27 protein-coding genes are annotated in these 24,497 nt (G+C 69.6%); 7 read left to right on the forward strand and 20 right to left on the reverse strand.

The features are described from left to right. Positions 1-37: 37 nt before the first annotated feature. The 3 genes from gfcR to purB form a co-directional block, all read right to left on the reverse strand. A complete protein-coding gene (gene gfcR / locus FY251_RS02415) occupies positions 38-670 on the reverse strand; it encodes a transcriptional regulator GfcR (protein ID WP_148413294.1) in 633 nt (210 codons plus the stop codon). After that, positions 667-1,740 (reverse strand): glucose 1-dehydrogenase, encoded by a 1,074-nt coding sequence (locus FY251_RS02420; RefSeq protein WP_148413295.1) that lies wholly within the window; start codon positions 1,738-1,740, stop codon positions 667-669. Before FY251_RS02420 ends, gfcR begins: the two co-directional genes overlap by 4 nt. 327 nt (positions 1,741-2,067) lie before the next feature. Next, positions 2,068-3,459, reverse strand: a complete 1,392-nt coding sequence (gene purB / locus FY251_RS02425) for an adenylosuccinate lyase (protein WP_148413296.1) — start codon at positions 3,457-3,459, stop codon at positions 2,068-2,070. A gap of 189 nt (positions 3,460-3,648) precedes the next feature. On the opposite strand from purB, the gene purH reads away from it, so the two are divergent. The 5 genes from purH (at position 3,649) to FY251_RS02450 (ending at position 9,656) form a co-directional block, all read left to right on the forward strand. Continuing rightward, complete coding sequence (gene purH / locus FY251_RS02430; RefSeq protein WP_148413297.1) at positions 3,649-5,226, forward strand: bifunctional phosphoribosylaminoimidazolecarboxamide formyltransferase/IMP cyclohydrolase; 1,578 nt, start codon at positions 3,649-3,651, stop codon at positions 5,224-5,226. 196 nt (positions 5,227-5,422) lie between these two features. After that, complete coding sequence (locus FY251_RS02435; RefSeq protein ID WP_148413298.1) at positions 5,423-5,848, forward strand: universal stress protein; 426 nt, start codon at positions 5,423-5,425, stop codon at positions 5,846-5,848. 138 nt (positions 5,849-5,986) lie between these two features. Beyond that, complete coding sequence (folP, locus tag FY251_RS02440; protein ID WP_148413299.1) at positions 5,987-8,455, forward strand: dihydropteroate synthase; 2,469 nt, start codon at positions 5,987-5,989, stop codon at positions 8,453-8,455. Between the two features lie 66 nt (positions 8,456-8,521). Beyond that, positions 8,522-9,277: an NRDE family protein gene (locus FY251_RS02445; protein ID WP_148413300.1), complete on the forward strand. Its 756-nt coding sequence runs from the start codon at positions 8,522-8,524 to the stop codon at positions 9,275-9,277. Positions 9,278-9,302: 25 nt separating this feature from the next. Beyond that, a complete protein-coding gene (locus FY251_RS02450; RefSeq protein ID WP_058567171.1) occupies positions 9,303-9,656 on the forward strand; it encodes a transcription factor in 354 nt (117 codons plus the stop codon). Positions 9,657-9,923: 267 nt separating this feature from the next. On the opposite strand, the gene psmA is transcribed toward FY251_RS02450, so the two are convergent. The 11 genes from psmA to dapA form a co-directional block, all read right to left on the reverse strand. Next, entirely contained in the window at positions 9,924-10,682 is a 759-nt protein-coding gene (psmA, locus tag FY251_RS02455) for an archaeal proteasome endopeptidase complex subunit alpha (protein ID WP_148413301.1), read from the reverse strand. A 6-nt stretch (positions 10,683-10,688) separates the two neighbouring features. Then, positions 10,689-11,168, reverse strand: coding sequence for an Rpp14/Pop5 family protein (locus tag FY251_RS02460; protein WP_148413302.1), 480 nt, complete (start codon positions 11,166-11,168; stop codon positions 10,689-10,691). 7 nt (positions 11,169-11,175) lie between these two features. Continuing rightward, on the reverse strand, positions 11,176-11,802 hold the full coding sequence (locus FY251_RS02465; protein ID WP_148413303.1) for a class I SAM-dependent methyltransferase: 627 nt from the start codon (positions 11,800-11,802) through the stop codon (positions 11,176-11,178). Beyond that, positions 11,786-12,481 (reverse strand): RNase P subunit p30 family protein, encoded by a 696-nt coding sequence (locus FY251_RS02470; protein ID WP_148413304.1) that lies wholly within the window; start codon positions 12,479-12,481, stop codon positions 11,786-11,788. The genes FY251_RS02465 and FY251_RS02470 overlap by 17 nt, the downstream gene beginning before the upstream one ends. Before the next feature lie 116 nt (positions 12,482-12,597). Then, the gene (locus tag FY251_RS02475; protein WP_148413305.1) at positions 12,598-13,152 is read right to left on the reverse strand and encodes a BGTF surface domain-containing protein; all 555 of its coding nucleotides are present in this window, start codon (positions 13,150-13,152) and stop codon (positions 12,598-12,600) included. Positions 13,153-13,202: 50 nt separating this feature from the next. Next, positions 13,203-14,312 carry a M20 family metallopeptidase gene (locus FY251_RS02480; RefSeq protein ID WP_148413306.1) on the reverse strand — a complete coding sequence of 370 codons (1,110 nt, stop codon included), beginning with the start codon at positions 14,310-14,312 and terminating at the stop codon, positions 13,203-13,205. After that, positions 14,309-15,175 carry a diaminopimelate epimerase gene (dapF, locus tag FY251_RS02485; protein ID WP_148413307.1) on the reverse strand — a complete coding sequence of 289 codons (867 nt, stop codon included), beginning with the start codon at positions 15,173-15,175 and terminating at the stop codon, positions 14,309-14,311. Before dapF ends, FY251_RS02480 begins: the two co-directional genes overlap by 4 nt. Positions 15,176-15,195: 20 nt before the next feature. Continuing rightward, positions 15,196-16,443: a diaminopimelate decarboxylase gene (gene lysA, locus FY251_RS02490; protein ID WP_148413308.1), complete on the reverse strand. Its 1,248-nt coding sequence runs from the start codon at positions 16,441-16,443 to the stop codon at positions 15,196-15,198. Beyond that, entirely contained in the window at positions 16,440-17,282 is an 843-nt protein-coding gene (locus FY251_RS02495) for a 2,3,4,5-tetrahydropyridine-2,6-dicarboxylate N-succinyltransferase (protein ID WP_007273425.1), read from the reverse strand. The genes lysA and FY251_RS02495 overlap by 4 nt, the downstream gene beginning before the upstream one ends. Beyond that, positions 17,279-18,040 carry a 4-hydroxy-tetrahydrodipicolinate reductase gene (gene dapB / locus FY251_RS02500; protein ID WP_148413309.1) on the reverse strand — a complete coding sequence of 254 codons (762 nt, stop codon included), beginning with the start codon at positions 18,038-18,040 and terminating at the stop codon, positions 17,279-17,281. The genes FY251_RS02495 and dapB overlap by 4 nt, the downstream gene beginning before the upstream one ends. Next, positions 18,037-18,954 (reverse strand): 4-hydroxy-tetrahydrodipicolinate synthase, encoded by a 918-nt coding sequence (gene dapA, locus FY251_RS02505; protein WP_148413310.1) that lies wholly within the window; start codon positions 18,952-18,954, stop codon positions 18,037-18,039. The genes dapB and dapA overlap by 4 nt, the downstream gene beginning before the upstream one ends. Before the next feature lie 390 nt (positions 18,955-19,344). Between dapA and FY251_RS02510 the strand changes: the two genes are divergently transcribed. Beyond that, complete coding sequence (locus FY251_RS02510; RefSeq protein WP_148413311.1) at positions 19,345-19,842, forward strand: NYN domain-containing protein; 498 nt, start codon at positions 19,345-19,347, stop codon at positions 19,840-19,842. A 9-nt stretch (positions 19,843-19,851) separates the two neighbouring features. Here FY251_RS02510 and FY251_RS02515 read toward each other — a convergent pair whose 3' ends face one another. Beyond that, positions 19,852-20,772: a hypothetical protein gene (locus FY251_RS02515; RefSeq protein ID WP_148413312.1), complete on the reverse strand. Its 921-nt coding sequence runs from the start codon at positions 20,770-20,772 to the stop codon at positions 19,852-19,854. Positions 20,773-20,867: 95 nt separating this feature from the next. Further along, positions 20,868-21,035, reverse strand: coding sequence for a hypothetical protein (locus FY251_RS22400; RefSeq protein ID WP_187367320.1), 168 nt, complete (start codon positions 21,033-21,035; stop codon positions 20,868-20,870). Positions 21,036-21,154: 119 nt separating this feature from the next. Between FY251_RS22400 and FY251_RS02520 the strand changes: the two genes are divergently transcribed. Next, a complete protein-coding gene (locus FY251_RS02520; protein ID WP_148413313.1) occupies positions 21,155-21,634 on the forward strand; it encodes a PUA domain-containing protein in 480 nt (159 codons plus the stop codon). Positions 21,635-21,661: 27 nt separating this feature from the next. Here FY251_RS02520 and FY251_RS02525 read toward each other — a convergent pair whose 3' ends face one another. The 4 genes from FY251_RS02525 to FY251_RS02540 form a co-directional block, all read right to left on the reverse strand. Further along, the gene (locus tag FY251_RS02525; protein ID WP_148413314.1) at positions 21,662-22,681 is read right to left on the reverse strand and encodes a presenilin family intramembrane aspartyl protease PSH; all 1,020 of its coding nucleotides are present in this window, start codon (positions 22,679-22,681) and stop codon (positions 21,662-21,664) included. Between the two features lie 48 nt (positions 22,682-22,729). Then, positions 22,730-22,954 carry an H/ACA ribonucleoprotein complex subunit GAR1 gene (locus FY251_RS02530; RefSeq protein ID WP_089778462.1) on the reverse strand — a complete coding sequence of 75 codons (225 nt, stop codon included), beginning with the start codon at positions 22,952-22,954 and terminating at the stop codon, positions 22,730-22,732. After that, the gene (srp19, locus tag FY251_RS02535; protein ID WP_089778460.1) at positions 22,954-23,232 is read right to left on the reverse strand and encodes a signal recognition particle subunit SRP19; all 279 of its coding nucleotides are present in this window, start codon (positions 23,230-23,232) and stop codon (positions 22,954-22,956) included. The genes FY251_RS02530 and srp19 overlap by 1 nt, the downstream gene beginning before the upstream one ends. Positions 23,233-23,328: 96 nt before the next feature. Next, a complete protein-coding gene (locus FY251_RS02540; RefSeq protein ID WP_148413315.1) occupies positions 23,329-24,492 on the reverse strand; it encodes a PGF-CTERM-anchored ABC transporter substrate-binding protein in 1,164 nt (387 codons plus the stop codon). Positions 24,493-24,497: the final 5 nt, after the last annotated feature.

A 24,497-nucleotide genomic window follows, 5' to 3' on the forward strand; every position in this document is an offset into this window, starting at 1 on the left:
TCAAACGGGTACCGCCCGCACCGACCGAGCCGCCGACTTACTGCTCGCCGACGCGCACGACGTTGATAAGCGAGTGGACGGGGACGCCGTCTATCTCTTCGACGCCCTGCTTGTCGACGATGACCACGCACGCGAGCGGTTCGCCGCCCTCGGAGCGGATGGCGTCGATGGTCTCGCGGAGGGTCGTGCCGCTCGTCACCGTGTCGTCGACGATGAAGCACTTGCGGCCCTCGACGGGCGAGAAGTTCCGGGAGAAGCCGCCGCCGAGGTCTTCGAGGTCGCCTTCGTCCCACTGGTGTTTCGCGGGCGAGTACGCGCCGAGCGTCGTTTCGAGTTCGCGCGAGACGGAGGTCGCGAGGGGGACGCCCGCCTTCTCGATGCCGACGGTCACGTCGGCCTCGCCGTTCGTCTCCATGAGCAGGTCGGCGAGCGCGCGCCCGACGTAGGTGAGGCGCTTGCCGCCGCTCCCGATGGCGTTCCAGTCGACGTGGATGTCGTCGGGGCCGTCGGGTTCCGCCTTTGGTTCGGGTTCGGTCGCCGCGCCGCTTCGTTCGACAAGCCAGCTGGCGGTCTCGCGGGAGACGTTCAACTCGTCGGCAATCTCCCCTTTCGAGAGGCCGCGGTCCGCGAGCTCAGCCGCGCTGGCGATGAGGTCGTCGACGTTCTTCATACAGTACCGAATTCGATGGCGGTTTTTATAGTGGTGTCGTCGTCTTCGAATGCTGCTTCGAACTCCGAAAGCGGGTAGACGCCGGTGACCAACTCGCGGAGGAACCACCGCGGGAGCTTGGTGAACGTCACGGTCGCGGCCTCGAAGTGCTTGACGTGGGAGTTGACGCTGCCGACGAGCGCCTTGTTGTGGAGCACCATCTCGCGGTGGAACGCCCCGGCGTCGACCTCGAACGCCCAGTCGCTCGGGACGCCGAGGAGCGCGGCCACGCCGTTGGGCGCGAGCGCCTGCACCGACTGGATGGCGTGTTTGGGGAAGCCGGTCGCCTCGTAGATGAAGTCCATGCCCTCGTGTGCGCTCGGAATCTCCTCGACCGGCGTCTCGCGGGAGTCGACGTACGTCGCGCCGAGTCTCTCCATGATGTCGATAGTCGGATCGGGACGGTCGCGCCGACCGAGACAGTAGAGGCTCTCGTAGCCCTTGTCGTCGGCTCGCAGCATGGCGAGCGTCAGGAGGCCGAGGCTCCCGTTGCCGAGGACGAGCGCCGACGAGGGGTTCCAGTCGAACGCGGACCGACTCGCGTAGGCGTGCTCGCGCGCCTTCTCGGTGATGGAGATGGGTTCGATGAGGAAGCCGAGGTCGGCCTGCGAGCGCGGGATGCGAACGAGGTAGTTCGAGGGGCTGGTGAAGTACTCGGACATGAAGCCGTGCGCGCCGACGATGCCGCGTTCGGCGTACATCCCGTCGGGGGCCATGTCGGGTTGGTCCTTCTCGAAGTACTCGTTCGTCCCCGACGCCGGCGGGCGGCGGACCGTCGGCACGACGATGTCGCCTTCCTCCAGTTCGGTGTCGTTCGGGTCGACGACGACGCCGACCGCCTCGTGGCCGAGCACGAGGTGGTCTTCGCCCTCGGGGAACCCGCCGTGGCCGCCGGCGATGACCTCGTGGTCCGTCCCGTCCACGCCGACCCGAAGCGTCCGGACGAGCGCCTCCCCGGCGTCGGGGTCCGGTCGCGGCTTCTCGATGACGACCGGCTTGTCTTCCCCGCGCTCGACGGCGATTGCTTTCATACACCCACCAACGCACCACCCCACCAAAAGACTTATTCTATGATGAGTAAATAATTCATCCACGGTGAGCGCCCAGCGTCGTCACACCAGCCCATGACGCACCGCACCGCGCGGCCCAGCCTGTCCAGCCCACCCGTGCCGGCGCTCTCCGAACCCGTGCCCGAACCGCGCCGAGGCCGATATCCCGTGCCCGTCGGCCTCTGAGGCGGTTTCGGTTTTCTCCTGACGGTCGCTCCGCTCAGCGGCGCGTTCGGCTGACTCGGAAAAGAGAGCGTGTCGATTCGGCGGGATTCGGCGGAAGGACGCCCCGGCGGCCCGGCCGACCGCTCAGTTGTCGATGTCGTCGACGAGTTCGTCCGCGAGGCCGACGTACGTCGCGGGCGTGAGCGCGAGCAGTTCCTCGCGGGTCTCCTCGTCCACGTCGAGGTCCGCAAACAGATCGTGGAAGTCGTCGAGGGTCACCTCGCGGCCGCGGGTGAGCTCCTTCACCCGCTCGTAGGCCTGCGTGTCGCCCTCGCGGCGGAGAATCGTCTGGACGGCCTCGCCGATGATGGCCGGCGTGTCGTCGAGTTCGTCGCGCATGACCTGCTCGTTCGGGACGACCTTGCCGAGGCCGGTCTGGGTCTTCTTGTAGCCGATGAGGCAGTGGGCGAACGCCGCGCCGATGTTGCGTTTGACCGTGGAGTCGGAGAGGTCCCGCTGGAGGCGCGAGGTCGTCACGTAGTCGGCGAGGAACGTCAGGTCGGCGTTGGCCTTCGAGAGGTTGCCCTCGGAGTTCTCGAAGTCGATGGGGTTGACCTTGTGCGGCATCGTCGACGAGCCGGTTTCGCCCTCGACGGCCTCCTGTCCCAGATAGCGGTCGGAGACGTACAGCCACGCGTCGCGGTCGAGGTCGACGAGGACGTTGTTGACGCCGCGGACGGCGTCGAACAGCGCCGCGAGGTCGTCGCAGGGGTTGACCTGCGTGGCGAGCGCGGTGTGGTCGAGGCCGAGCGACCCGACGAACTCGCGGGAGAACGCCCGCCAGTCCACGTCGGGGTAGGCGGCGACGTGGGCGGCGTAGACGCCCGACGCGCCCGCGAGCTTGCCGGCGAGGTCGTCGGTCGCGGCCTCGACGCGGGCGAGCGTCCGGCCGAGGCGGGCGGCGTAGACGGCCATCTCCTTGCCGAACGTCGTCGGCGTCGCGGGCTGGCCGTGGGTCCGCGCGAGCATGGGCACGTCGCGGAACTCCCGCGCGAGCGAGACGAGTTCGTCCCGCGTGTCGCGGAGTTCGGGCACGAGCACCTCCTCGACCGCGCCTTTCACCATGAGGCGCTGGGCGAGGTTGTTCACGTCCTCGGAGGTGAGCCCGAAGTGAATCCACGGGTGGACCGGCTCGTCGGTCTCGGTGCGGATGAAGTACTCGACGGCCTTCACGTCGTGGTTCGTCGCCGAGAAGCCTTCCGCGCCCTCGACTTCGAGCCGTTTCACGAGGTCGGCGTCGTCGGCGTCGAACTCCTCGTAGAGCGCCCGGAGGTCGGCGCGCTCGGCCTCGGAGAACGAAAGCGGCGTCGCGTCGAGGTCGGCGAGCGCGAGGAGGTACTCTACTTCGACCTCCACGCGGGCGCGCATGAGCGCGGCCTCGCTGACGTGCGGCGCGAGGGGTGCGGTTCGAGAGGCGTATCGCCCGTCGAGCGGGGACACCGCGTACAGCGGGTCGTGCCGGTCGGCGTCGGTCATGTCTGAGCCGTCACGATGGGGGAGGTTAAACGCCGGGGGTTCGTCGCCGTCGCGGAGGCGATACTTACGCACGAGTATGCCTACTCAGACGCACTCTGCGGCTGCGTGTCGTCACACATATACACAATCGAGCACATATCGCCGTCGAGGACCGCAACCACTTTGAGGGCCGCGAGTCCCCTTTCTCACATGGTCACCATCGCCGGTCTCGCGAGCAACCGCGGACGAAACCTGCGCAACGTCGCCGACCGCGCCCCCGGCGGGGCGGAACTCGGCGTCGTCGTCTCGAACCGCGCCGACGCGCCCGTCGTCGACTGGGCGGACGAACACGGCATCCCCAGCGAGGTCGTCGAACGCGGCGACGACGAATCCCGCGAGTCCCACGAAAAGCGCATCCTCGACGCGCTTTCCGACTACGACTTCGACCTCGTCTGCCTCGACGGCTACATGCGCGTGCTCACCTCGACGTTCCTCGACGCCGCGCCGACGACGCTCAACGTCCACCCGTCGCTGCTCCCCGCGTTCCCCGGCATGGACGCCCACGAGCAGGTCCTCGACGCCGGCGTCAAGACCACCGGCTGTACGGTCCACGTCGTCAGCGAGGAGGTCGACGCCGGCCCCATCGTGACACAGGAGGCCGTCCCGGTGTACACCGACGACGACGCGGACGACCTCAAATCGCGCGTCCTCTACGACGCCGAGTTCAAGGCCTACCCGCGCGCGGTCCGCTGGTTCGCCGAGGACCGCGTGACGGTCGAGGACGAGTCGGTCACCGTCGAGGGCGACGTGGACGCCGGCCTCCCCGAGCGCCGCGTCACTTCCGAGGACCGCTACGACGAGCTCCGCTACGGCGAGAACCCCCATCAGGACGCCGCCGTCTACGTGGACGAGACGTGCGACGAGGCGTCGGTCGTCGGCGCGCCCCAGCTCAACGAGGGCGCGAAGGGGCTTTCGTACAACAACTACAACGACGCCGACGGCGCGCTGAACATCATCAAGGAGTTCGACGAGCCGGCCGCGGCGGTCATCAAGCACACGAACCCCGCCGGCTGCGCCACCGCCGACACCCTCGCGGAGGCGTACGCCGACGCCCTCGCTACCGATCCGATGAGCGCCTTCGGCGGCATCGTCGCGCTCAACCGCGAGTGCGACGCCGAGACGGCGGAACTCATCATCGACTCGTTCAAGGAAGTCGTCGTCGCGCCCGGCTACACCGACGACGCGCTGGACGTGTTGACGGAGAAGAAAAATCTCCGCGTCCTCGATGTTGGCGAACTCGGCGACCGGACCGAGACCTACACCGAGAAGGCGCTCGTCGGCGGCCGACTCGTTCAGGAGCGTGACCTCTGGACGCCGACGCTGGACGACCTCGAAGTCGTCACCGAGACCGAACCTACGGACGAGCAGTTGGAGACGATGCTGTTCGCGTGGAAGGTCCTGAAGCACGTGAAGTCCAACGGTATCCTCTTCGCCAAGGGCACCGAGACGGTCGGCGTCGGCATGGGGCAGGTCTCCCGCGTCGACGCGGTCGAACTCGCCGCGATGAAAGCCGAGGAACACGCCGAGGGCAAGGACGCGCAGGGTGCCGTCATGGCCTCCGACGCGTTCTTCCCGTTCCCGGACGGCGTGGAGAAGGCGGCCGACGCGGGCATCGAGGCGGTCGTCCAGCCCGGCGGGTCGGTGAACGACGAGGAGGTCATCGAGGCGTGCGACGAGCGCGGGATTGCGATGGTCTTCACGGGCCAGCGGTGCTTTAGGCACGACTGAGCGAAGCGAAAGAGAGCCTAAAGCTCGAAGCACGACCGGAGGGAGCGCTTCGGTGTTTCCGTCACGATTAGTGACGGACACGGTGCTTCCGCCACGACTGAGCGTCTTCGTCTCACTTCTAGACGTCCCACGACCCGTTCCCACGACCTAACACCGACGGTGTCCCTTCAAGTGTCGGCGAGGCGAACACAGAGGTATGTACGAACACATCCTAGTGCCGACCGACGGGAGCGAGGGGACGATGCAGGCAATCGAGCACGCGCTCGAACTCGCCGGGGCGGAGTCGACGATTCACGTGCTGTCGGTCGTCGACCAGCGGGTGTACCTCGCCGCCGGCGGCGACCAACAGGACGCCGTCATCCAGTCGCTCCGCGACGACGCGGTCGAGGCGGTCGAGATATGCGCCGAGAGGTGCGAGGGGAAAGCGCCGACGAAGACCGCGATTCGAGACGGCGTCCCCCACCGCGTCATCCTCGACTACGCCGACGAACACGGCGTCGACGTGGTCGTGATGGGGACCCACGGGCGGACCGGCCGCGACAAACTCACGTCGCTCGGGAGCGTCACCGAGCGCGTCATCGAGAACGCGAAGCGTCCCGTGCTCGTCGTCCACATCGACTGAGTTTGACGCGTCGGCGCGCCCGCGGTGCGTCGCCGTGGCCCGTCGCCGCGGCGGTCGAGGCCGCCGGGCGACCGCCGTCGTGTCGCAGGAGTGACGTCGAGCGTTAGGCCTAAGCCCACCGTCCGGTTTCTCACGCGTATGGAGTACCACGAGGCGGTGAACTTCCTTTTCGATCTCCGGCGGTTTCAGGTCAAGCCGGGGACCGAGTCGATTCGGCGGTTGCTCTCTCACCTCGGCAACCCCCACGAAGACGTGTCGTTCGTGCAGGTCGCGGGGTCGAACGGCAAAGGAAGCACCGCCCGGATGGTCGACGCGATGCTGCGCGAGTCGGGCGCGCACGTCGGCCTTTATACCTCGCCGCACTTCGACGACGTGCGGGAGCGAGTCCGCGTCGACGGCCGGAAGATTCCGAAATCCGCGCTGTCGACGTTCGTGGCCGAAGCCAAGCCGTACCTCGTCGAGCGGGCCGCCGACGGCGAGCCGCTGACCTTCTTCGAGACCGTGACCGCGCTCGCGCTGTGGTACTTCGACCGCGCGGGCGTCGACGTGGCGGTGCTCGAAGTCGGCATGGGCGGCGAACTCGACGCGACGAGCGCCGTCGACCCGGTCGCCAGCGCCGTCACCAACGTCTCGCTCGAACACACCGCCGTCCTCGGCGACACCGTCGCGGAAATCGCGAAGACGAAAGCCGCCGTCGCGCCCGCCGACGCGCCGCTCGTGACCGGGGCGACCGGCGAGGCGCTGTCTGTCCTCCGCGAGGAGGCCGGCGACGTGCTGACCGTCGGCGACGCCGACGCAGGTGCCGACGTCCGCGCTTCCTACGGCGGCCGCGTCAACCACCAGGAGGCCGCCGTCACCGTCGAGACCGACGCCGAGACGCTCGACGTTCGCATCCCGCTTTTGGGCGCGTATCAGGCGCGAAACGCCGGTATCGCCGTGTCGCTCGCCCGGCAGGTCCGCCCCGACATCGGCGCGGAGGCGATTCACCGCGGCCTCCGAAACGCCCACTGGCCGGGTCGCTTCGAGGTCATGGGCGCGGAGCCGACGGTCGTCCTCGACGGCGCGCACAACCCCGACGCCTGCGCGCAGGTCGCCACCGTCCTCGACGAGTTCGACTACGACGACCTCCACCTCGTCTACGGCGCGATGCACGACAAGGACCACGGCGAGATGGTCGGGGCGCTCCCGGAGGTGGCGTCGGTCGTCACCTGCAAGGCGGACATCTCGCGGGGCGAAGACCCCGAGATTCTGTCGTCCGTCTTCGAGCGACTCGACGGTCCCGACGTCGAGACCGGCGGCGCGGTCGCCTCGGCGCTCGACCGGGCGCGCGCCCGCGCCGACCCCGACGACTGCGTGCTCGTCGTCGGGTCACTGTACGTCGTCGCCGAGGCCCGCACGACGTGGACGCGGGCGGTCGTCCCGAAGGCCCACCGGACGCTCGACGACGCCCGCCGGACCCTCGAACGCGCGAACGTGTCGGACGCCGCCGACCGACGCGACCGCGCGAAGCGGGTGGTCAACCGAACGGTCCACACCCGCGTCCAGCGCCGACAGGCTCGGATTCTCCGCGAGGCGGCGCTGTCAGTCGGCGGCGACTGCGCCGTCTCGGGCCACGAGTTCGGCGGCGAACTCGTCGACGTGGTCCTGACGGGGACGCTCGACCAGTTCGAGCGACTGACGGCGGCCCTCGAAGACCGGCCGTACGCCCTCGCGGGGGTCGCAGCGGAGATTCGCGAGCGGATCGACCCCCTGGTAGCCGACGCCGATGCCGACGACTACCCGTGGCACGACGGCACGGCCGTCATGGGTATCCTGAACGTGACGCCGAACAGCTTCCACGACGGCGGGGAGTTCTACGACATCGACGACGCCGTCGAGCAGGCGCGGGCGATGGTCGACGCCGGCGCGGATATCATCGACGTGGGCGGCGAGAGCACTCGTCCCGGCGCGGCCGAGGTCCCCGTCGACGAGGAGATTCGCCGCGTCGCGCCGGTCATCGAGGCCATCTCCGACCTCGACGTGCTCGTCTCCGTGGACACCCGGAAGGCCGCCGTCGGGGAGGCCGCCCTCGACGCCGGCGCGGACATCCTTAACGACGTGACCGGCCTCGAAGACCCCGAGATGCGCTTCCTCGCGGCCGAGCGCGACGCGCCGGTCATCGTGATGCACAGCATCGACGCGCCGGTCGACCCGACCCGCGAGGTGGACTACGACGACGTGGTCGAGGACGTCGTCGACGAACTGACCGAACTGGTGTTGCTCGCCGAGAAGGCGGGCATCCCGCGGCGGAACATCATCGTCGACCCCGGCCTCGGCTTCGGGAAGTCGAAGGCCGAGAACTTCGAACTCCTCGGGCGCACCGACGAGTTCGCCGCGCTCGGCTGTCCGATTCTCGTCGGCCACTCCCACAAGTCGATGTTCTCGCTCGTCGGCGAGGAGCCCGGCGACAACCTCGCGGCGACCGTCGCGGGCACGGCCATCGCCGCCGACCGCGGGGCCGACATCGTCCGCGTCCACGACGTGCCGGAGAACGTCGCGGCCGTGAACGTCGCGCTCGCCTCGCGGGACCCGAGTCGGTTCGAAGCCAGCGCGGAACGCGAAGACTGAGACCCGACGCGCCGGGCGTCGGGGTGAGACCGATGTTTTTCTGCGCCGAGTGCCTACCCCCACCTCGTGTGCACACTCATCCTCGCGTGGCAGGTGTTCGAAGACGCGCCGGTCGTCGTCGCCGCCAACCGCGACGAACTCCTCGGCAGGCCCGCCGAACCGCCCCGTCGGTGGGACGACGGCGGCGACGGCCCCGCAATCGTCGCCCCGCGGGACGCCGAGGCGGGCGGGACGTGGGTCGGTTACAACGACGCGGGCGTCTTCGTCGGCATCACCAACCGCTGGGTCGAGGTCGACGGCGGCGGCGAGCGCTCTCGGGGCCACCTCGTCCGCGACGCACTTCGTCGCGAGACCGCCGAGGACGCGGCGCGATTCGTCGAGCGCGCGGTCGACGAGCACGTCTACGACGGCTTCAATCTCGTCGTCGCCGACGAGAACGCCGCGCTGTTCTTCGAGTGGGACGGCAGTCTGTCGGTTCGGAACTTCGACCCCGGCGTCCGCGTCGTCGTCAACGTCGGCACGCCCGAGTCGTGGTTCGTCCCCGAGCGACGGCCCGAGGTGGGCGAGACGCAGGCCGACAACGCCCGGCGACTGGAGGAGGCGCTTCAGCCCGAACCGGACGAGTCGGTGACGGCGTGGCGCGAGCGGGCGAAGGCGGCGCTGGGCGACCACGACTTCGGCGTCTGCGTCCACGACCCGGAGGGTCGGTTCGGCACGCGCTCGTCGTCGGTCATCACGCTCGGCGAGGCGGGATTCGCGTACGAATTCGCCGACGGCCCGCCGTGTCAGACCGCCTTCGAACCGGTCGAACGTCAGGATTAAACCGCTCGCACGACGTGTAGGTGGTATGAGCGCGAGCGAAGCCGAGCAAGACCTTTCTTCCGACGAGCACGCGGGACTGGAACTCATCCGCGAGTCGGGCGGCATCCACCAGAGCGACTTCTGGAAAGAACTCGACATCTCCTCCCGGAAGGGGAGCCGCATCGCCGAGGTGCTGGAGTCGCTCGGTCTCATCAAGCGGACCGAGACCGTCTACAACGGCCACACCACCTACTACCTCGAACCCGCCGCGCGCGACCTCGACTTCTCGATGCTGATGGCTGGCGACATGCTCTCGCCGCTCATCGGCGAAGAGGAGATCAACGCCAACAGCAACGCCTTCTCGCAGTGGCTCATGAACCTCGCCTACGAGGAGTACTGAGCCGCCCGCGGTCGGGTCGAGAACCCGAGAGACGACCGCTATCCGGTTCTGTTTCCGTTTTTTCCGTGTTTCCGTTTCGTCTCGGCTTCGTCGCCTTCCCCCGAGCAGTGTCCCGTTCCCGCGAGTCGTCGCACTCCTCGCCGACCGTGAGCGACGCGACTCTTTCGCCCGTCGAATCCGGGGCGACGACGCGGTCGCTCGCGGCGCGAGAGTCGCGGCGGAATGCGCGAGAACGGGAACCGAGAACCGAGAACCGCGGGACGCGGCTTACTCTTCGGACTGCTCGTCGTCCTCGGTCGCCAGCAGGTCGTTGGCTTCGAGGTAGTCCTCGATTTCGTCGTTCGACAGTTCGACGAAGCGCTCGGACTCCGCGGAGACGGTCGCCACGTCGACGCCGTCGGGCGCGGTGCCCTCCTCGCTGGTCGAGGCGATGGCTTCGAGCGCGAGTTCGATGCCCTCGTCGAGGGTCAGGTCGTCGCGGAAGTTCTCTTCGAGGTGCTCCTGGTGGTCGCCGCGGTCGGCCCCGATGGAGACGGCCTTCCACTCGTAGGGGGTCCCCGAGGGGTCCGTCTCGTAGAGGCGGGGCGTGCCGTTTTCGACGCCGCCGATGAGGAGCGCGACGCCGAACGGGCGCGCGCCGCCGACCTGCGTGTACTGCTGGATGTGGTCGGTGACTTCCTTGGTCAGCGTCTCGATGCCGATGGGTTCGCCGTAGCGGAGGCGGTTGACCTGCGACTGGCGGCGGGCGAAGTCGATGAGCTGGCGGGCGTCGGCGACGTGGCCGGCGCTCGCGATGCCGATGTGGTCGTCCGCCTTGTGAATCTTCTCGACGCTCGTCGGTTCCATCAGCGGCGAGCGAGAGCGCTTGTCAGCCGCGAGGACGACGCCCTCGGGCGTTCGCACGCCGATGCTCGCGGTGCCGCGCTTGACGGCCTCGCGAGCGTATTCGACCTGATAGAGTCGACCATCCGGCGAGAAGATCGTAATCCCGCGGTCGTACGCCTGCTGTTGCGCTTGTCCCTGCATGGAATATCACTCGAAATCGAGTTGCGTCGCGCCCGTGAACCCGTCCGGACCGCCGACGTCCAAGAGTGAGTCGCGGACGACGGCGGTTCGGGAGTCGTTCTCGAACACGACGGTTCTCTCCTCGGAAATTCCGGCCCGGCCGTGTAAATACCTTTCCGAACAGGCACGCACTGTCCCCGAGACGCCTCGCACTCTCACCCCGACCGGGTCGCCGCCGACGGCGTCGATACAGGCGAGCGCGGCCCGGGCGTCCTCGACGTGACCGCGCCGAGCGCGGACGACGGTCTCGGCGATGCCGTCGGCGTAGTCGAACCCGAGGACGGTCAGGTCGGCGTCGGCGCTCCCGGCGTCGCCGTAGAGGTTCTGGGCGGCGTACCAGAGTTCGCGCTGGAACGGCCCGCGGGCGAGGTCGGCGTCGGGCCACGTCTCGATTTCGACGGCGAGGTAGCGCCGCCGCGGCCGGAGGTGTTTGGGCAGGTGTTTCATCCGTCGCTCACTCGTCGGCGTTCGGCGCTCGCTCGGCGACGAGGACGCCCACCTGTTCGTGGACGGACTCGACGGCCGTGAGGACGAACCCGGCGTCCGTGAGCGCGTCGGCGAGGAAGCCGACGGTCGCGGGGTCGTCCACCTCGGGCGAGTAAAACGGCTCGTCGGGGTCGGGCGTCCCGAAGAACATCACGTCGCCGAGGACGAACCGCCGGGGTTCGAGGTCGGCGATGACGTCGATGGCCTCGCGCTTTTCCTCGTCGGAGAGGTGGTGCATGGCGAAGTTCGTGACCACGATGTCGATTTGCTCGTCGTCGTCCACGTTCGGTTCGCGGAACCGGCCCTCGCCGAACTCGACGTTCTCGATGCCGACGTCGGCGGCCTTGGTTCGGGCCTGTTCGAGCATCCCCTCGCTGATGTCGCGGCCGACGACGCGCTTCGCGTCGGGGGCGAGCGCGAGGGCGATAGCGCCCGTGCCGGTGCCGAGGTCGAGCACCACGTCCTCGGGAGAGGGGTCGGCGTAGTGGACGACGAGCGAGACGCACGCGCGGTACTCGTCGCTGTCTTGGGAGTCGTCGTACTCCGCGGCGATGTGGGAAAAGCGGGCGGCGTGTTCCTCAATCGTCTTCTTCATACCGTCCCCGTTTGACGCCGGGGGCTATGAACGACTCGGACGTGCGCTCGCGGTTGCGCGCCGCGAGGCGACCCCACTCTCGGAGGCCGTCGAGCACCTGCTCGCGGTCGAACCCGATGACCTCGCCCAGTCCCGCCAACTCGCGGGGACTCCGCAGTTGGAGGTGCGACGACGGGGTCGCGGAGACCACGTAGGGCGCGTCGTAGTACTCGACGAGTTCGCGGAGTTTTCGGAGCGCCGAGATGGCCTGCACGCGGGTTCCCCCGTCGCTTCGGAGCACCGGCCCGAAGTCGAATTCGACGCGGACGCCGTTGTCGCGGGCGGCCTTGGCGAGGACGTGGTTGAAGTTGCCCTCGCCCGCCATCGGCCGCGAGAGCACGTCCACCCGCGGCTGTTCGACGGCGAATCGGTTGAGCGCGTTCGTGCCGCCGCGGAGGACGAGCAGTTCGCGCTGCGGGCGGTAGTTGCCGACCGCGCCGCTGGCCTGCTCCGGGTTCGAGGCGTCGATTTCGACGGCGTCGACGAGGTCCACGTCGAGCGCCTCGCGGAGGCGGTCGTAGTCGGGGCGGGCGTCGAGCGCGCGGACGACGACGCCGTCGTAGTCGTACCGCCCGGCGGCGACGGCGACGCGACTGACCGTGCTCTCGCCGTCGGGGTGTGCGTAGACCGCCTCGTACATACGGCGACTCAGGTGCGGGTGGGAAAAGGGCGTTGCGTTCCGTGGCGGCGTGACGATGTGGCGGCGAGGCGGGCGAACGGGCGAACGGGTGAACGGGCGAACGCGGGACCGTACGCTCAGATGCCGCGGGAGACGACGAGCGACGCGACGAGGACCGCGGCGACGCCGACGCCCGCGCCGAAGCCGGGGACTTCGATTCCTGACGACGGATCGGTCGTCGTCGCGGCCGGCGAGGACGTCGTTTCGGCCGTCGCGTCGCCGTCTCCGACGTCGGGCGTGAGCGTCGAGCTCTCGGGCATGTCGTACGTCACGAGCGTGGCGTTCTCCTCGTAGATGGGCTGTTGGTCCCGGCGAACCGAAACCTGGACCGGACCGCCGCGGAGCCGCGACAGTTCCGAGAGGTCGAACGTCACGTCGAAGCTGCCGTTTTCGCCGACGCGGACGGCCTTCGAGACGAGGAACGGATGGGTGTCGCCGACGGACTTCACGCGGACGCCGATGAGCGTCCCGGGGGCGTACGGGGTCGTCCCGTGGACGTGCTCGCCGTCGACCGCGTCGAGCGTGAGCTCGTCGCCCGCGTGGTCGATGGCGGTGCCGTCGGCCGCGGCGACGCCGGACAACGGCAGCGCGACCACGACGACGAGGGCGACGATGAGGTGGGGAGGGCGCATCGTCCGGAACGTATCGTCCGGGCAACAAGTACGTTTTGATTAATCAACACTTAGGCGACGAGCGCGGCGACCGCGGCGCGGAGCGCGGCGGCCGCGGTCCGCACGTCGTCGGTGCGCACGTACTCTCGGTCCGCGTGCGCGACCGCGCCCTCGTCGTCGGCGAGGTCGCCGGGTCCGAAGACGACGACGGGCGCGGGAGAGAAGTAGGAGGCCTCGGTCGCGGCGGTGAAGGGGCGGACGTCCGCCCGTCCGCCGGCGTCCCGGGAGGCCGCGGCGAGCGTCGTCACGAGTTCGTGGTCGGGGTCGGTCGCGAACGCTTCGAGGAACGGCGTCGGTCGTTCCGTGAGCGCGAAATCGACGCCCACGTCGTCGGACGCGCCGTCCGACACCGCGGCCCGGAGCGTCGACCGGAGTTCCTCGCGGAAGCCGTCTGCCGTCTCCGGCGGGACGCTCCGGCGGTCGACCACGAGGCGGCAGTCGGCCGGCACCTGATTCGAGTTCGCGCCGCCGTCGACCATCGTCGGCGTCAGCGTCGCCGGCCCGAGGTCGGGGTGGGCCTCGCGGCCGTCGTCGAACGACCGGAGAGCGTCGAGAACCGGCGCGAGCGCGTCCACGGCGTTTGCGCCCGACTGCGGCTCGGCCGCGTGCGCGGCGACGCCCGACAGCGACACCGTCCCCTCGAACCGCCCCTTCGCGGCCGTACACACGTCGAGGCCGGTCGGCTCGCCGACGATGTACATGTCGCCGTCGAGGTCGAGGGCGGCCGCGCCCGTCGAGAGGAGTTCCTCGTCGGGCGTGATGGCCAGCGTCACTCGGCTGTCGGGGCCGGGGTCGACGGCGAAAAAGGCCGACAGCAGGGCCGCGAGCGGCCCCTTCGCGTCGCAGGAGCCGCGGCCGCGGATGACGCCGTCGTCGCGTTCGTACGGGACGTGCGGCGAGACGGTGTCGATGTGCGTGTTGAGGACGAGGTGCGTCGCCGGCTCCGCCGCTCCCTTCGAGGCGACGGTGTTGCCGGCGTCGTCCACGGTCGGGTCGACGCCTGCGGCTTCGAGCGTCTCGACCAGCAGGTCGCGCATCTCGGCCACGTCGTCGTTCGACGCGGCGGGGACGGCCCGTTCGAGGAACGCCACGGGGTCGAACCCGTCGGCGTCGCCGCTCATCGCTCGCGGAAGACGATGTCGGCTTCGCCGTCGCCCTCGTGGACGGCGGGCCCGCCGAGGAGCGCCGACCCCTCGTCGGGGACGGTCACGGAGAGCGCGCCGCCCGGCGGGGAGACGGTCACGGGGTCGTCGCCGGAGACGCGCCCGAGTCGCTTCGCGGCCGCGACGACGGCGACCGCGCCGGTGCCGCAGGAGCGCGTTTCGCCCTCGACGCCGCGCTCGAAGGTGCGCTGGCGGAAGCCGCCGTCGCCGTCGGGCGAGGCGAGCGTGACGTTCGCGCCCTCGGGGAACACCGGTGCGTGCCGGACCGCCGGTGCGACCGATTCGAGGTCAACGTCGTCCACGTCGTCGACGAAGGCGACGGCGTGGGGGACGCCCGTGTTGACGGCCGTGACGGTCAGGCCCTCGACTTCGGTCTCGACGAGTTCGTCGTCCGCCGCGAGCGGCACGTCGCGGGGCGCAAACGAGGGTGCGCCCATCTCGACGGTCACGTCGGTGCCGTCGAGGCTCGCGCGGCGGGTGCCGGCGGGCGTGTCTATCATGACCTCGTTCGTGCCGGTTCGCTCGGCGGCCCACGCGGCCGCGACGCGAGCGCCGTTGCCGCACATGGCGGCGACCGAGCCGTCGGGCTGGACGAGCGTCATGACGACCCGCGGCGGGTCGTAGCGCGATTCGAGCGCGAGAAACAGGACGCCGTCTGCGCCGCGTCGCTCGCTCTCGCTCAGGGTGATTCCGGCCTCGCGGTCGCAGTGGGTGCGCGCGAAGGCGGGGCGGTCCGGGACCGGGTCGTCGGCGTCGACGACGAAGAAGTCGTTTCCAGTGCCGTGGAACTTTTCGAAGGGAACGGTGTTGAGTACGCTCATGGTTCTGTGTGGGTGCTTGGTCAGTTGGGGATGTGCTCGGGTGCGGTTCGTTCGAGTGCGGTGACGTCGTCGAGGGTCTCGCGCCGGCGGGCCAGTCGGGGGCCGTCGGCGTCGAGGACGACTTCCGGGGGGCGCGGTCGAGAGTTGTAGGTGCTCGCCATCTCGTAGCCGTACGCCCCCGCGTTGCCGAGCGCGAGACAGTCGCCGCGCTCGGGTTCGGGGAGGTCGCGCCCGTCGGCGAACACGTCGCTCGTCTCGCAGACGGGGCCCGCGACGATGGTCGAAACCGGGTCGGCGTCGGGCCGAGAGAGGTTCGAAATCGCGTGGTACGCGTCGTACATCGCCGGTCGGAGCAGCGTCGTCATACCGGCGTCGATGCCGACGACAGTCGCTTCGGGGGCGTCCTTCACGGTGTTGACTTCCGAGAGGAGCACGCCCGCGTCGGCGACGACGTAGCGACCGGGTTCGATTGCGAGTCGGGCGTCCACCTCGCCGAGCACCTCGCGGGTCGCCTCGGCGACCGATTCGAGGTCGAGCGGCGGTTCGTCCTCGCGGTAGGGGACGCCGAAGCCGCCGCCCACGTCCACGAATTCGAGGTCGCCGACCTCGCGGGCGAGGTCGCCCATCCGGCGGACCAACTCGCGGTGCGCCGAGAGGTCGTCGCCGGAGATGCCGCTTCCCGCGTGGGCGTGGACGCCGACGAGGTCGAACTCCTCGCGCGCGTCGGCGGCGATGTCGGGCACGCGGTCGATGGGGATGCCGAACTTCGCGTGCCCGCCGGTCGTGACCTTCTCGTGGTGGCCCGCGCCGACGCCGGGGTTCGCCCGGAGGCAGAGCCGACCGTCGAAGCCGCGGTCGCGCAGGCGGTCGATGGTGTCAGCCGCGCCGACCGTGACGGTCATCTCGGGGTTCGACTCCCAGCGCGAGACGACGTGGTCGAGGTCGGCGTCCGGCGGGTTGACCGCCGTGTAGCGGACGCGCTCGCCGGGGAAGCCCGCGTCGAGTGCGCGCTCGACTTCGCCCGCGGAGGCGCACTCGGCGTCGACGCCGGCCTCGCGGACGGTTTCGAGCACCGCCCGACCGGCGTGGGCCTTGACGGCGTAGCTGACGTGCGCCTCGGGGAACGCCTCGCGGAGTCGGACGCAGTTCTCGCGGACGCGACGGAGGTCGGTCACGTACAGCGGCGAGCCGAACTCGTCGGCGAGCGACAGCAGGCGCTCGCGGTCCCAGTCGGCAAGCCGCCGGACGGCCGGCCCGCCGCCGCTCATTCGCGCAGCGCCTCCTCCCGCCGGGTCGCGTCGAGGGTGTCGTCCTCGATGTCGAGGGCGACGACCGCGGGCTTGTACGCGCCGCCGGCGAACAGGTCGTGGTCGCCGAGCGACGACTCCACGAACCGCGTGAACGCGCGGCGGTTCGCGGGCAGGTGGCCGTAGTAAATCTCCTCGTCCACGAGGTCGTAGACGGGGATGCGGGGCGTCAGAAGCGTGTTCTCGCCGACGATAGAGTTCTCGCCGACGACGAAGCCGGAGGTGACTCGACAGCCCGCGCCGAGCGCCGCGCCGTCTTCGACGACGACCGGGGCGTCCTCGACGGGTTCGAGCACGCCGCCGATGAGCGTGTTCGCACCGAGCTTGACGTTCGCGCCGATCTGCGCGCAGGAGCCGACGGTGTCACAGGAGTCCACGAGCGTGCCGTCGCCGACGTGCGCGCCGACGTTCACGAACGAGGGGCTCATCATGATGCAGTCGGAGCCGAGGTACGCGCCGCGGCGGATGGCGGTGCCGTCCGGCGTGTTGCGCGTGCCGCGCTCGCCGAGGTCTTCGGTGTCGCGCAGGGGGAGCACGTCGTGGTAGCGGACGTCGCCGTACTCGCGGGCGAGCGTCTCGCGCAGGCCGAAGTTGAGCAGGATGCCTCGCTTGACCCACTCGTTTGCCTCCCACGAGGTCACGTCGGAGCCGGTCTTCTCGGCGGCGCGCACCTCGCCCGCTTCGAGGGCGTCGAGGAACGCGTCGAGCGTGTCGAGCTCGTCGACGGTCGCCGATTCGGCGTCGACGTCGCCGTCGTCGTATCGCTGCCACAGGTCTCGTACGTCGGATTCCAGATTCATTCGAGTACCTCGGTGAAGTCGTACCACCCGGCGTCGCGGTCGGCGAGCCACGCCGCGGCGTCGAGCGCGCCGGCGGCGAACACTCCCCGCGACCCCGCGCGGTGCGTCAGTGAAAGAGACTCGTGATTTCCAGCCAGTAATACCTCGTGCTCACCGGCAATATCCCCCGCCCGGCGAGCGTGGACGCCGACCTCGCCGTCGGACCGGGGCGCTTCGCCCTCACGGCCGTGGACGCGCGGAGATTCGCCGCGCACGTCGTCGATATCGTCGAGGAGCGTGAGCGCCGTCCCGCTCGGAGCGTCGCGCTTGGCGTTGTGGTGCGTCTCCGTGAGTTCGATGTCGTAGCCGTCGAGGGCCGGGACCGCCTCGCGGACGGCCCGGCGGAGCGCCGCGATACCGCGCGAGAAGTTCGAGGCGTACAGCACCGGGACCTCCGATGCGGACTCGCGGAGCGCGTCGAAGCCGCCCTCGCTCAGCCCGGTCGTGCCGGTGACGAAGGCGACGCCCGCCTCGGCGCAGGCCGACGCGTACTCGATGCAGGACGCCGGGCCGGTGAAGTCGACCACGACGTCGGGGTCGTGCGAGGCGAGCAGGTCGGCGAAGTCGGCCGCGTCCTCGACGGCGACCCCTTCGACCGACTCGCCGGGCGAGCGGCTGACCGCGAAGGCGACCGAGAGGTCGTCGCGGTCGGCGGCCGCGGCGAGGACTTCCCCGCCCATGCGGCCGGTCGCGCCGGTGACGCCGATGGAGACCGTCACTCGCCGGCACCCCCGTCCGGAATCGCCTGCTCCGCTTCGAGGTCGGACAGCAGGCGACGCAGTTCTTCGGTGTTCTCCTCCGTGAGTCGGGTGAGCGGCGGGCGCAGGCGCGCCGGGCCGTAGCCCCGAATCTCCATGGCCTCCTTGACCGGAATGGGGTTCGTCTCGGAGAACAGGTGGCGGTTCAGCGGGGCGAGGTCGTGGTGAATGTCGCGGGCGCGCTCGTAGTCGCCTTGGAGCGCCGAATGGACCATCGCGCCGACGCGCGCGGGTTCGACGTTCGCCGTGACCGAGATGGCACCGACGCCGCCGACCGAGAGAATCGGGAGCGTGAGCGCGTCGTCGCCCGACAGCACCGCGAACTGCTCGTCGCGGGTCCGCTCGACGACCTCCGAAATCTGCCCGAGGTCGCCGCTGGCGGCCTTGTAGGCGGTGATGTTCGGGTGCTCTGCGAGCGTCGCGGCCGTCTCGGGCAGGATGTTGCTCCCGGTGCGGCCGGGGACGTTGTAGACGATCTGCGGCAGGTCGATTTCGTCGGCGATGGTCCGGTAGTGGTCGACGAGGCCGGCCTGCTCGGGCTTGTTGTAGTACGGCGAGATGAGAAGCAGCGCGTCGGCTCCGGCGTCGGCCGAGCGCCGGGAGAGTTCGAGCGCCTCGCGGGTCGAGTTCGACCCGGAGCCGGCGACGACGGGCACGTCCTCGACGGCCTCGACGGCCGCCTCGACGACTTCGACGTGTTCGTCGTGGGTGAGCGTCGCGGACTCGCCGGTCGAGCCGACGGGCACGACGCCGTCGACGCCGGCTTCTTCGAGGCGTCGCACGTCGGCCTGGAACTGTTCGAAGTCGATACTGCCGTCCTCGTGGAACGGCGTGGTCATCGCGGGATAGACGCCGCGGAAGTCGAATGATGTCATTGTGGTTGGATGGTGTGGTGACGGTCGTGGAAGCGTTGATATCGGTCGTGTGACCGGAACGTGCGTCAGCCGAAGGCCGCCCGAGACGGGGTCGCTACTCCCGCAACGAGCGATTCAGTACGCACGTTTTTTCGAAAAGAAAGCGGCACGCGACGCTGTCGAGGGTGTGGTGACCTGCGAGAGCCGCGTCGCGTCGTTCACACCGGATGCAGGTGCCGGAAACGTAATATAACTTGCGCCGTCTGCAGGTCCTGCCGGAGCGAGCGGGCGGTCTGCGGGGTGTCTCGTGACGCCTTCCGTCCGGTTCTCGGTCGCCGAGGTGGACGCCCGTCCGGCCCGCCCCCGTCTCCCCGGACGGTTATTAGCCCGCGCCGCCCAACCGTCGTACGAATGACCGAGATACACCCCGACCAACGCGTCGCCATCCTCGCCGACGCGCAGAACCTCTACCACACGGCACAGAGCCTGTACTCGCGGAACATCGACTACTCGTCGCTCCTCCAGAAGGGGACGGCGGGCCGCGCGCTCACCCGCGCCATCGCCTACGTCATCCGTGCGGACTCGCCCGACGAGGGGAGCTTTTTCGATGCACTCGTCGACATCGGTTTCGAGACGAAGATCAAGGACATCAAGACGTTCGGCGACGGCTCGAAGAAGGCCGACTGGGACCTCGGTATCGCGCTCGACGCGGTCAGCCTCGCCGACCACGTCGACACGGTCGTCCTCTGTTCGGGCGACGGCGACTTCGAGCGGCTCTGTACCCACCTCCGCCACGAGGGCGTCCGCGTCGAGGTGATGGCGTTCAGGGAGTCCACCGCCGAGGAACTCGTCGCGGCGGCGGACACGTTCATCGACCTCTCGGAGCGAAAAGAGACGTTCCTGCTGTAGACTCGCCGACTACTCGAACTGCGGAATCGCCGCGTCGCCGTCGATGTCGGGGCCGGCCGTCCCGGTCGGACCGTCGGTCCCCGCGTCGTGGGCCTCGAAGAACGCGACCGCGTAGGCGTATTGGAACGTCGCGAGAACCGTCTGGGTCACCAGCGAGATGGCGGCGACGGCGGCGATCTCCGCCGGCGAGAAGCCGAGCCCGCCCTGCGCCGCCGCCGGGTTCGCCGCGTCCTGTACCTGCTGGATGTTCTGGAACGTCCGAAAGATGATAAAGCCCGTCGCGGGGATGCTGACGACGAGGCCGACGACGAACCGGATGACGGAGTAGCCGAGCGCGGGGACGACGTTGTTGCGGACGAGTCGGTAGCTCTCGCCGAACGACTCGATTGCGCCCGCGTCGCCGACGACGACCGCGACGGGGTAGAACTGGACGAGGAAGATGACGACGAAGTACGCCAGCCCGAGCAGGGCGAGCACGGCGAGGCCGACGAGGAAGCCGCCGCCGAGAGCGAAGTTGGAGACGTCGCCACCGCCGGCGGCGAGGCCGCCGAGGCCGAGCGAGACTGCCATGGCCACCGCGACGATGAGGAACACGATACCGAAGACGAGGACGATGCCGAGTTGGACGATGTTCGCGAGGAGCATCGGGACGTACTTCTCGCGGCCGACCGCCGTGAGCGTCGACAGCGAGGTCGAGCCTCCGCCCCGACGGTCGACCGCCTCGTCGGCCATGCCGTAGATACCGGCGGCGACGAACGGCGTCACGAAGAACATCACCGCCGCGAGGATGGTCGGGACGAACGGTATCTGCGCCAACTGCGTGGCGAGTTGCGGGAGCGTGATGAGGCCCAAGGCGAGGCCACCGAGGAACAACACCGGGTTCGACCGGATGCCTCGGAGGGCGGTCTGGAGGGATTCTATCGCGGCCATACCTCGACCTGTCGATGCGGTAATACGTAAAACGGGTGGGTCGAACCGGCGACGGGCCGGAGCCGCGGCGACTCCGTCCCCGCGCGAGCGACGTCTCAGGCCGTCGGCGTCGCCAGCCGAGCGACGGTGGCGACCGCGCCGACCGCCGCGATGGCGGCCAGCACCGTCGGGAGCCGCCAGTCGAGCGCCGTCTGCGTGAGAAGCATACTGCTCGCGAGCAGCAGCGCGGTCCCCACGGCGGCGAGTCGAACGTCAACGGACATACTCCGAGGGCGGTCAGTCCCGTACTTAGGGCTTTCCGTCTCGGACGTGCGTGCTAACCCGGTGCACGCGGCCGGACGGGACCGCGACCCACTTTAGCCGCCGGGGCGAACGGCGGGGTATGACCGAAGGCCACGCGACCGATTTGGACGACCTCCGGGTCGTCGCCGACTACCAGTTCGGGGCCGGCGCGGGCGACGCGCTGTTCCCCGCCGACGCGGACATCGAACTCTCGCGCTCGCGGAGCGGCCGCCCGCGACAGGTGTACGTCGAGGGCGACCGCGTCACCTCCTACGGCACCGACGGCCGGTTCACCCTCGGCGTCGCCGGCGGCCGCCGCCTCTACGACAGTCTCGACGGCGACGCCTACGTCGTCCGCGTCGGCGACGAGTCGGTTCCGTTCGTCAGCGACGGCAAGAACGCCTTCGCCAAGTTCGTCACCGACGCCGACCCGGCGGTTCGCTCGGGCGACGAGGTGTGCGTCGTCGGCCCCGACGGCGACCTCTTGGGCGTCGGGCGCGCGGAACTCTCCGCGGACGCGATGCTCGACTTCGAGGCGGGGATGGCGGTTCGCGTCCGCGAGGGCGCGGACGAAGAATAGCCCGGGTCTGCGGAACTCGATTCGATTTCAGAGGTACGGCGCGAGTCCGAGCGCCGAGACGAGCGGGACGCCCGCGACGACCGAGCCGACGAGGTAGCCGCCGATTGCGCCGCCGTTGAGAAGCGGCAGGCCGGCGTGCGCCCGCCCCTTCATCACGGCCCACATCAGCCCGGCGAACCCGGCGAACGTCCCGACCATGGCGAGGAGCGCCGGGAGGTTCAGCGCCGGAAGCGCGCCGAAGCCGAGCGACGGCGCTTCGGAGAAGAACGCGCCCGAGGCGACCATCACAGTCGGCATGACCGCGTCGCCGAGGCCGATGAAGAACACGTCGCGCTCGCCGGAACCGGAGTCCTCGGCGTCGGTGTCGGCAGTGGTGTCAGCCGTCTCCGCGTCGGCCACCTCTGCCGGTTCGCCGCCGTCGGTCGCGTTCCCGCCGTCGCCGACCTCGTTGGCGTCGCGGTCGAAGTCGCTGTCGAGAAGCGAGTACGACAGCGTCGTCGGGATGACGAGCACGACCGGGATGCGGAGGTCCATCACGCCCTCCGCGAGGTCGAGCATGTGCTTGGTCTTGTAGACGCTGATGGCGTCGTAGACCGCGAGGACCGAGAGGAGCACGATGGCGGGTAACAGGCCGAAGCTGATGCCGAACAGGGCGGCCGCGCCCGCGCCCATGAGCACCCCGGCGGCGTCGATGACGTACCACTCGGGGTAGACGAGCAGCGCGAGCGCCACGGCCGCCGAGAGGCCGACGGCGACGAGCGCGCTGGGAATGAGCGCGGCGAAGACGTACCACGCGAGCAGGCCGCTCGTGAAGACGATGACGAGCCGGATGAGCTGGTCGAGGTCGTACTTGAACGCCGCGAGCATGAACGCGGTCATGACGATGATCGCGCCGATGTAGAGGAGGCTGTTCGTCGGGTCGGAGGGGTCTTCGACCGTCTGGTACCCCTGTTCGAAGAACGTCGGCACGAGGGCGAGCGCCCCCAGTTGCACGACGAGGAAGATGAGGGCGGCGAGGGCGACCCCCCGATAGGCGCGGCGTGACATGCAGGGGCGTTCCCACCCGAGGGGTATGGGGGTTGCGCTCTGGCGTCGTCAGCGAGCGTAGAGCTTGCTGCCGACGAGTCGGGCGGGCGAGCCGTCGTCGGCCGTGACGGCGACGTAGGGGCGGTCGACCGGGCCGAACACGTCGACGACGCGGCCGACCGTCGACAGCGATTCGTCGAGGACCATCGTACCGATGTCCGGGTGGTCGTCGTCGTCGAGGCGGACGATGGCGAGCCCCTGCGCCGTCCGGGAGACCGTGCCGATTCGCCGCATCAGTCGCGGAGGATTCCGACGTAGGCGGCGACCGCCTGCACGATGTCGTTTTTCGTGGCGTCGTCGGCGTTGTTCACGAGGACGCGCCCGCGGGTGTCGAACTCCCGGGAGTACCGCTTGTCCCGTTCGATGACGGCGTCGTAGCCGACCTGCTGGACGGCCTTCGCGATCTCGTCGACGGTCGGTTCTTCGACCGCCGCGGACTGGGCGACCCGCCGGCCCTCGCTCCGCGAGAGAGAGGCGTCGAGGTAGGCGGGGTAGATGACGTTCTCGACCATACCCGTGTGTCCGCCACCCGACGGTAATACGGTTGTGGTCTCACGGAGCCGGGAGCACGCGGTGGAGAAACGGAGACGGCGTGGGTCTCGGCGCGGTTACCGGCGGCGCGCGAGCAGGACCACCGCGCCGACAGCCGCGAGGCCGGCGACGACGCCGAACCCGGGCGCGTCGCTTTCTGTCGTGGATTCCGACGACCCGGTCGTCGCGGTCGATTCGGCCGCGTCGGTTTCGGTCGCGTCGGTTGCAGTCGCGTCCGCGGCCGTGGTCGTCTCAGTCGCGTCCTCGGTCGGGGATTCCGGGGACTCCGTCGCCGACTCCGTTTCGAGCTGCCGGTAGCGCTCGTAGGCGTCGGGGTGGACCGCTTCGAGAATCGCCTCGCTCGCCTCGATTGCCCGCGGGGCGGGCTGTTGGAGCTTGTGCGCCTCGATGACGATGACGTTGCCCTCCTGTACCGCCGTCGTGCTGTTGTACGCCGGACTGCTCGGAACCGGCGCGTGGTCGGGAACGACGATGTACTCGGGGTTCAGCTCGACGACGAGTTCCTCGTTAATCTGGGCGAAGCCGGTGAGGTTCGCCTCCGCCGCGCCGTTGCGCAGGCCGGCGGTCGTCATGATGTCGGAGATGAACGTGCCCGACCCGGAGGAGTAGCCGAAAAAGGAGTTGAGGCCGACCGGGCGCTCCGCGCCGTCGAGGGCTTGCTCCATGTGCGCCATCGACTCGCGCATCTCCTCGGCGCGCTCGACGCCGGCCTCGCAGTTGCCGGTCATGCGGCCGACGCGTTCGACCTTGTCGGCGACGGCGTCGAGCGACTTCCCGGACTCGAAGACGACGACCGAGATGTCCGCCGAGCGAAGCTGTTCGATGCGGTCGGGTTCGGCGTTGTACGAGGAGTTCGGGACCAACACGAGGTCGGGTTCGAGGCCGACGACCGCCTCGACGTTGAGGCCGCCGGAGCCGGAGACGTTCCCCTTCTCCGACGCGCCGTCGAGGTACGTGGCGTACTGCGAGACGCCGACGACCTCGTCGCGCGCGCCGAGTTCCCACATGGTCTGGGCGGCGCTCGGGTTGGTCGTGACGACCCGCTCGGGGTCGTCGGTGATGGTGACTTCGGTCCCCGTGGCGTCGGTGACGGTCACCGGGAACGTACACTGCGCGGTCTGCTGCTGTGCGGTCTGGTCTACCGCGGCCGCGGCCGGTGCGGGAACCCCGGCGAACGCGGTCGCGACCGCGAGCAGGGCGACGACGAGTTGTCGGTTCACGGAGT

Origin of the sequence: Haloferax sp. KTX1 (assembly GCF_902410085.1) — an archaeon.
Classification (GTDB): domain Archaea; phylum Halobacteriota; class Halobacteria; order Halobacteriales; family Haloferacaceae; genus Haloferax; species Haloferax massiliensis.

Excerpts from the sequence above, each read along its gene's own strand:
- dapF (WP_148413307.1), bottom strand. The coding sequence starts at position 15,175 with ATGAGCGTACTCAACACCGTTCCCTTCGAAAAGTTCCACGGCACTGGA.
- gfcR (WP_148413294.1), bottom strand. The coding sequence starts at position 670 with ATGAAGAACGTCGACGACCTCATCGCCAGCGCGGCTGAGCTCGCGGAC.
- FY251_RS02470 (WP_148413304.1), bottom strand. The coding sequence starts at position 12,481 with ATGTACGAGGCGGTCTACGCACACCCCGACGGCGAGAGCACGGTCAGT.
- FY251_RS02450 (WP_058567171.1), top strand. The coding sequence starts at position 9,303 with ATGAGCGCGAGCGAAGCCGAGCAAGACCTTTCTTCCGACGAGCACGCG.
- FY251_RS02480 (WP_148413306.1), bottom strand. The coding sequence starts at position 14,312 with ATGAGCGGCGACGCCGACGGGTTCGACCCCGTGGCGTTCCTCGAACGG.
- FY251_RS02520 (WP_148413313.1), top strand. The coding sequence starts at position 21,155 with ATGACCGAAGGCCACGCGACCGATTTGGACGACCTCCGGGTCGTCGCC.
- FY251_RS02495 (WP_007273425.1), bottom strand. The coding sequence starts at position 17,282 with ATGAATCTGGAATCCGACGTACGAGACCTGTGGCAGCGATACGACGAC.
- lysA (WP_148413308.1), bottom strand. The coding sequence starts at position 16,443 with ATGAGCGGCGGCGGGCCGGCCGTCCGGCGGCTTGCCGACTGGGACCGC.
- FY251_RS22400 (WP_187367320.1), bottom strand. The coding sequence starts at position 21,035 with ATGTCCGTTGACGTTCGACTCGCCGCCGTGGGGACCGCGCTGCTGCTC.
- psmA (WP_148413301.1), bottom strand. The coding sequence starts at position 10,682 with ATGCAGGGACAAGCGCAACAGCAGGCGTACGACCGCGGGATTACGATC.
- FY251_RS02460 (WP_148413302.1), bottom strand. The coding sequence starts at position 11,168 with ATGAAACACCTGCCCAAACACCTCCGGCCGCGGCGGCGCTACCTCGCC.
- FY251_RS02510 (WP_148413311.1), top strand. The coding sequence starts at position 19,345 with ATGACCGAGATACACCCCGACCAACGCGTCGCCATCCTCGCCGACGCG.
- dapA (WP_148413310.1), bottom strand. The coding sequence starts at position 18,954 with ATGACATCATTCGACTTCCGCGGCGTCTATCCCGCGATGACCACGCCG.
- FY251_RS02465 (WP_148413303.1), bottom strand. The coding sequence starts at position 11,802 with ATGAAGAAGACGATTGAGGAACACGCCGCCCGCTTTTCCCACATCGCC.
- FY251_RS02435 (WP_148413298.1), top strand. The coding sequence starts at position 5,423 with ATGTACGAACACATCCTAGTGCCGACCGACGGGAGCGAGGGGACGATG.
- srp19 (WP_089778460.1), bottom strand. The coding sequence starts at position 23,232 with ATGGTCGAGAACGTCATCTACCCCGCCTACCTCGACGCCTCTCTCTCG.
- FY251_RS02475 (WP_148413305.1), bottom strand. The coding sequence starts at position 13,152 with ATGCGCCCTCCCCACCTCATCGTCGCCCTCGTCGTCGTGGTCGCGCTG.
- purH (WP_148413297.1), top strand. The coding sequence starts at position 3,649 with ATGGTCACCATCGCCGGTCTCGCGAGCAACCGCGGACGAAACCTGCGC.
- folP (WP_148413299.1), top strand. The coding sequence starts at position 5,987 with ATGGAGTACCACGAGGCGGTGAACTTCCTTTTCGATCTCCGGCGGTTT.
- FY251_RS02420 (WP_148413295.1), bottom strand. The coding sequence starts at position 1,740 with ATGAAAGCAATCGCCGTCGAGCGCGGGGAAGACAAGCCGGTCGTCATC.
- FY251_RS02525 (WP_148413314.1), bottom strand. The coding sequence starts at position 22,681 with ATGTCACGCCGCGCCTATCGGGGGGTCGCCCTCGCCGCCCTCATCTTC.
- purB (WP_148413296.1), bottom strand. The coding sequence starts at position 3,459 with ATGACCGACGCCGACCGGCACGACCCGCTGTACGCGGTGTCCCCGCTC.
- FY251_RS02515 (WP_148413312.1), bottom strand. The coding sequence starts at position 20,772 with ATGGCCGCGATAGAATCCCTCCAGACCGCCCTCCGAGGCATCCGGTCG.
- FY251_RS02530 (WP_089778462.1), bottom strand. The coding sequence starts at position 22,954 with ATGCGGCGAATCGGCACGGTCTCCCGGACGGCGCAGGGGCTCGCCATC.